The 6,074-nt window shown below is 72.6% G+C and carries 3 protein-coding genes; 2 read left to right on the top strand and 1 reads right to left on the bottom strand.

What is annotated here, in order from left to right; all coding sequences use genetic code 11:
- Nucleotides 1-58: 58 nt before the first annotated feature.
- A complete protein-coding gene (locus ACZ56B_RS23320; RefSeq protein ID WP_468793833.1) occupies nucleotides 59-2,029 on the bottom strand; it encodes an ABC transporter ATP-binding protein in 1,971 nt (656 codons plus the stop codon).
- A gap of 307 nt (nucleotides 2,030-2,336) precedes the next feature.
- Between ACZ56B_RS23320 and ACZ56B_RS23325 the strand changes: the two genes are divergently transcribed.
- Together ACZ56B_RS23325 and ACZ56B_RS23330 are read left to right on the top strand one after the other, a co-directional pair.
- Nucleotides 2,337-3,434: a mechanosensitive ion channel family protein gene (locus ACZ56B_RS23325; protein WP_468793836.1), complete on the top strand. Its 1,098-nt coding sequence runs from the start codon at nucleotides 2,337-2,339 to the stop codon at nucleotides 3,432-3,434.
- 268 nt (nucleotides 3,435-3,702) lie between these two features.
- Complete coding sequence (locus ACZ56B_RS23330) at nucleotides 3,703-5,922, top strand: NADP-dependent isocitrate dehydrogenase (protein ID WP_468793839.1); 2,220 nt, start codon at nucleotides 3,703-3,705, stop codon at nucleotides 5,920-5,922.
- The last annotated feature ends 152 nt before the right edge of the window (nucleotides 5,923-6,074 follow it).

Genomic DNA, 6,074 nt, shown 5'->3' on the forward strand with positions numbered 1-6,074 from the left:
CTTCCGTGTTAGTACGGTTAGCCTGTCTCGGCCCCGCCCGGAGAAAAAACGAAGCCCCCTACGCCGCCGCCGGTGCGCCGCGCTCCCCGTCGGGGGTCCGGTCGCGCTCGGGGTCCCGGTCCCGGGCCCCGTCCCGTTCCCGGCCCGGATCCCGGTCGTGGTCCGCCTGCCGGGGGGCGAACCGGCTGCGGTGCAGTTCGGCGTAGCGGCCGCCGGCCGCCAGCAGCTCCTCGTGGGTGCCGCGTTCCACGACGCGGCCGTCCTCGACCACCAGGATGAGGTCCGCGGTCCGGACGGTGGACAGGCGGTGGGCGATCACGAGCGCCGTCCTGCCCTCCAGCGCCTCCGCGAGGGCCTCCTGCACGGCCGCCTCGGAGGTGTTGTCCAGGTGCGCGGTGGCCTCGTCGAGGATGACGACCCGCTGCCGGGCCAGCAGCAGCCGGGCGATGGTCATGCGCTGGCGTTCGCCGCCGGAGAGCCGGTAGCCGCGTTCGCCGACCACGGTGTCCAGGCCGTCGGGCAGGGACCGCACGAGGTCGTCGAGACGGGCCCGGCGCAGGGCGTCCCACAGCTCGGGCTCGCCCGCCTCCGGGCGGGCCAGCAGCAGGTTGGCGCGGACGGTGTCGTGGAAGAGGTGGCCGTCCTGGGTGACCATCCCGATGGTGTCGCGCAGCGAGGCGGCGGTCAGGTCCCGGACGTCGACGCCGCCCACGCGCACGGCGCCCGCGTCGACGTCGTACAGCCGCGGCAGCAGCTGCGCGACGGTCGACTTGCCGGCGCCGGAGGAACCGACCAGGGCGACGGTCCGCCCCGGTTCGGCGCGGAAGGAGACGCCGTGCAGGACCTCGGTGCCGCCCCTGGTGTCCAGGGAGGCGACCTCCTCCAGGGAGGCCAGGGAGACCTTGTCGGCGGCCGGGTAGCCGAAGCGGACGTCGTCGAACTCGACGGAGACGGGTCCGTCGGGGACCTCGCGCGCGCCGGGCCTCTCCTCGATCAGGGGCCTCAGGTCCAGCACCTCGAAGACCCGCTCGAAGCTGACCAGGGCGCTCATCACCTCCACCCGTGCCCCGGCCAGCGAGGTCAGCGGCGCGTACAGGCGGGTCAGCAGCAGGGCCAGCGACACGATCGCGCCCGGCTCCAGGGCGCCGCGCAGGGCGAGCAGGCCGCCGAGTCCGTAGACCAGGGCCAGCGCGAGGGCGGAGACCAGGGTGAGGGCGGTGATGAACACCGTCTGGGCCGTGGCGGTCCGCACGCCGATGTCGCGGACCTGGCGGGCGCGCTCCGCGAACTCCTCCGACTCCTGCTCCGGGCGGCCGAAGAGCTTGACCAGGGTGGCGCCGGGCGCGGAGAAGCGCTCGGTCATCCGGGTGCCCATGGCCGCGTTCAGGGCGGCGGCCTCGCGCTGCATCCGGGCCATGCGGCGGCCCATGCGCCGGGCCGGGACCACGAAGACCGGCAGCAGCACCAGGGCGAGCAGGGTGATCTGCCAGGACAGCGCGAGCATCACGGCGAGGGTGAGCAGCAGGGTGACCAGGTTGCCGACGACGGTGGACAGGGTGGTGCTGAAGGCCCGCTGGGCGCCGATGACGTCGTTGTTGAGGCGGGAGACGAGCGCTCCCGTACGGGTCCGGGTGAAGAACGCGACCGGCATGCGCTGCACGTGGTCGAAGACCGCCGTCCGCAGATCGAGGATGAGGTCCTCCCCGAGCGCCGCCGACAGCCGGCGGCCGAGGATGCCGAGGGCCGCCTCGGCCACCGCGATCAGCGCGATGAGCAGGGCCAGGCGGACGACCACGGCCTCGTCGCCGCCGGACACGATCGTGTCCACGACGCGCCCGGCGAGGACGGGCGTGGCGACGGCCAGCAGCGCGGTCGCCGTGCCGAGCAGCACGAACAGGGTCATACGGCGGCGGTGCGGGCGTGCGAAGGCGCCGATGCGCCGGAGCGTCGCCCGCGCGAAGGGGCGGCGCTCGTCCTGGGCGTTCACGACGCTGTGCAGCTGCGTCCACGCTGTGGTCTCCATGCTCATGGAGGGGAACCTAGGACCTCTACCAAGGTTGAGGTCAAGGGCGGCTCCTCCGCCCGCCGCCGCGGCCGGGAGCGGTGACGCCGGGCGGCCGGAGGCGGTCGGGCGGCGGGGCGGGCGGGTTCCGCGGCGGCGGGCCCCCGCGGGGACGGTGCGGACGGACCGCGCGGATGCGGCAGGATGTGCGGGCGTGCCGACCGCGGGTCAGAACGGGTCCGGCACACCCCACTTACCGGAAAACGAGCAGGTGACGACACGTGACACGACTTCACATACCGCCTTCGGCCAGGGTGTTCGCCGGAGGTGGGCGGTGACCCGCGCGCTCACCGTGGACGATCTGGTGCACGCCGGCATCGCCCTCGCCGCCGGCCTGCTGGCGGCGTTCCTGCTGCGGATGCTGCTGCGCTGGCTCGGCCGGCACGCCGCACGCACCAGCTGGCGCGGGGACGACGTCCTCGTGGACGCGCTGCGCATGGTCGTGCCGTGGGCGGCGCTCGCGGGCGGCGCGGCCTCCGCGGCGGCGGCGCTGCCGCTGACCCGCACCGTGCAGCACAACGTCAACCAGGTCCTGACGGTGCTGGTCATCTTCGCCGCGACGGTGTCGGCGGCGCGGGTGGTGGCCGGCCTGGTGCGCTCGGTCACCCAGTCCCGCTCCGGCGTCGCCGGTTCGGCCACCATCTTCACGAACATCACCCGGATCCTGGTCCTGGCGATCGGCTTCCTGGTGGGGCTGCAGACGCTGGGCATCTCCATCGCCCCGCTGCTCACCGCCCTCGGCGTCGGCGGTCTGGCGGTCGCGCTCGCGCTGCAGGACACGCTCGCCAACCTCTTCGCGGGCATCCACATCCTCGCCTCCAAGACCGTGCAGCCCGGTGACTACATCCGGCTGAGCAGCGGCGAGGAGGGCTACGTCGAGGACATCAACTGGCGCCAGACGACCGTCCGCGAGCTGTCCAACAACCTGGTGGTCATCCCCAACGCGCAGCTGGCGAAGACGAACATGACCAACTTCATGCGCCCCGAGCAGAAGCTGACCATCCTGGTGCAGGTCGGGGTGTCGTACGACAGCGACCTGGAGCACGTCGAGCGGGTGACGAGGGACGTCGTCACCGAGGTGATGACCGAGATCACCGGCGCCGTGCCGGAGCACGAGCCGGCGGTGCGCTTCCACACCTTCGGCGACTCCCGCATCGGCTTCACCGTCATCCTGGGCGTCGCCGAGTTCAGTGACCAGTACCGGATCAAGCACGAGTTCATCAAGCGCCTGCACCGGCGCTACCGCGACGAGGGCATCCGGATCCCGTCGCCCGCGCGGACGGTGGCGCTCCAGCAGGGCACGGTGGTCATCCCGCAGCAGCGCGGCACCGAGAGGGAGCCGGACGACATGACCGCGGCCACGCCGATCTGACCGGGCCGCGGGGCCTCGGCGGGGCGGGGCCGTCCGGCCGCGCCCCGCAACCGCACGACCGCTCCCGGGCGGCGCGCCCCGCCGGGCCGGCGGGCCCCCTCGGCCCGGCGCGCCCGGCCCGGGCATCCGGCCGACGCGCCTCCGGGGCCGCCCGCCGGGAGCCCCGCGGAGGTCTGGCCCGAAGTGGGTGCGGACCCCTGTCGAGCCGCGGCCGGTCACGGGATATCTTGATGTCGAGCAATGTTGCAGACGTGGAGCGGAGCACCCGGTGACTGACTCGACCATCATCTACACGCACACTGACGAGGCCCCGGCCCTGGCGACGTATTCCTTCCTGCCGGTGGTCCAGGCGTACGCCTCGCAGGCGGGCGTCGCCGTGGAGACGCGCGACATCTCGCTGGCCGGACGCATCATCGCCGTGTTCCCGGAGTACCTGACCGAGGACCAGCGCATCCCGGACGCCCTCGCCGAGCTCGGCGAGCTGGCCAAGACCCCCGCGGCCAACATCATCAAGCTGCCGAACATCTCGGCGTCGATCCCGCAGCTCAAGGCCGCCGTCGCCGAGCTGCAGGGCCAGGGCTACGCGCTGCCGGACTACCCGGACGACCCGAAGACCGACGAGGAGCGCGAGATCCGCGCCCGCTACGACAAGGTCAAGGGCTCGGCCGTGAACCCGGTGCTGCGCGAGGGCAACTCCGACCGCCGCGCCCCCGCCTCGGTGAAGAACTACGCCAAGACCCACCCGCACCGCATGGGCGCCTGGACCCCCGAGTCCAGGACCAACGTGGCGACCATGGGCGAGAACGACTTCCGCTCCACCGAGAAGTCGGTCGTCATCGCCGAGGACGGCGCCCTGCGCATCGAGCTGGCCGGTGACGACGGCACCACCACCGTGCTGCGCGAGTCCGTCCCCGTCCTCAAGGGCGAGGTCGTCGACGCCTCCGTGATGCGGGTCGCCGCGCTGCGCGAGTTCCTGACCGCGCAGGTCGCCCGCGCCAAGCAGGAGGGCGTGCTGTTCTCCGTGCACCTGAAGGCCACGATGATGAAGGTCTCCGACCCGATCATCTTCGGCCACGTGGTGCGCGCCTTCTTCCCGAAGACGTTCGCGAAGTACGGCGAGAAGCTCGCCGCGGCCGGCCTCTCCCCGAACGACGGCCTGGGCGGCATCTACAAGGGCCTGGAGAACCTGCCCGAGGGCGCCGAGATCAAGGCGTCCTTCGACGCCGAGCTGGCCGAGGGCCCGGAGCTGGCCATGGTCGACTCCGACAAGGGCATCACCAACCTGCACGTCCCCTCGGACGTCATCGTGGACGCCTCCATGCCGGCCATGATCCGCACCTCCGGCCACATGTGGGGCCCCGACGGCCAGGAGGCCGACACCCTCGCCGTCCTGCCGGACTCCAGCTACGCCGGTGTCTACCAGGCCGTGATCGACGACTGCCGCGCCAACGGCGCCTACGACCCGTCCACCATGGGCTCGGTCCCGAACGTCGGCCTGATGGCGCAGAAGGCCGAGGAGTACGGCAGCCACGACAAGACCTTCGAGATCCCCGCCACCGGCACCGTCCGCCTGGTCGACCAGGCCGGCGACGTCCTCATCGAGCAGGCCGTGTCCGCCGGTGACATCTTCCGCGCCTGCCAGACCAAGGACGCCCCGATCCGCGACTGGGTGAAGCTCGCCGTCACCCGCGCCCGCGCCACCGGCGACCCGGCCGTCTTCTGGCTGGACGAGACCCGCGCCCACGACGCCAACCTCATCGCCAAGGTGAAGCAGTACCTGCCGGAGCACGACACCGAGGGCCTGGACATCCGCATCCTGTCCCCCGTGGAGGCGACCAAGCTGTCGGTGGAGCGCATCCGCCGCGGCGAGAACACCATCTCCGTCACCGGCAACGTACTGCGCGACTACCTGACCGACCTGTTCCCGATCCTGGAGCTGGGCACCAGCGCCAAGATGCTGTCGGTCGTCCCGCTGATGGCGGGCGGCGGCCTGTTCGAGACGGGTGCGGGCGGCTCCGCGCCCAAGCACGTGCAGCAGCTGGTCAAGGAGAACTACCTGCGCTGGGACTCGCTCGGCGAGTTCTTCGCGCTGGTGCCGTCCCTGGAGCAGTACGCCGAGGCCACGGGCAACGCCCGCGCCAAGGTCCTCGCCGACGCCCTCGACCGCGCCACGGCGACCTTCCTCAACGAGGACAAGTCCCCGACCCGCCGCGTCGGCGGCATCGACAACCGCGGCAGCCACTTCTACCTGTCCCTGTACTGGGCCCAGGAGCTGGCCCGGCAGACCGACGACGCGGACCTGGCGAAGGCCTTCGCCCCGCTCGCCGAGACGCTCGCCGCGAACGAGCAGAAGATCGTCGACGAGCTGATCGCCGTCCAGGGCAAGCCGGTCGAGATCGGCGGCTACTACCAGCCCGACCCGGCCAAGGCCGCCGCGGTCATGCGTCCGTCCGCCACCTGGAACGAGGCGCTGGCGTCCCTGAGCTGACGCGCACCGCCCCCGGGCTCCTCGCGCTCCGCCCCGGCCGGGTCCTGCGGGCGGGGGGGGGGCAGGGTCGCGGGTCCCCGCCCGGCAGGCCCGGAGGGGGGGGGCCCAATCCCCCCGGGGTTGTGGAAAGGGGGCGAAGAAAAAACCCACCT

Source organism: Streptomyces sp. NPDC034670, assembly GCF_055574875.1.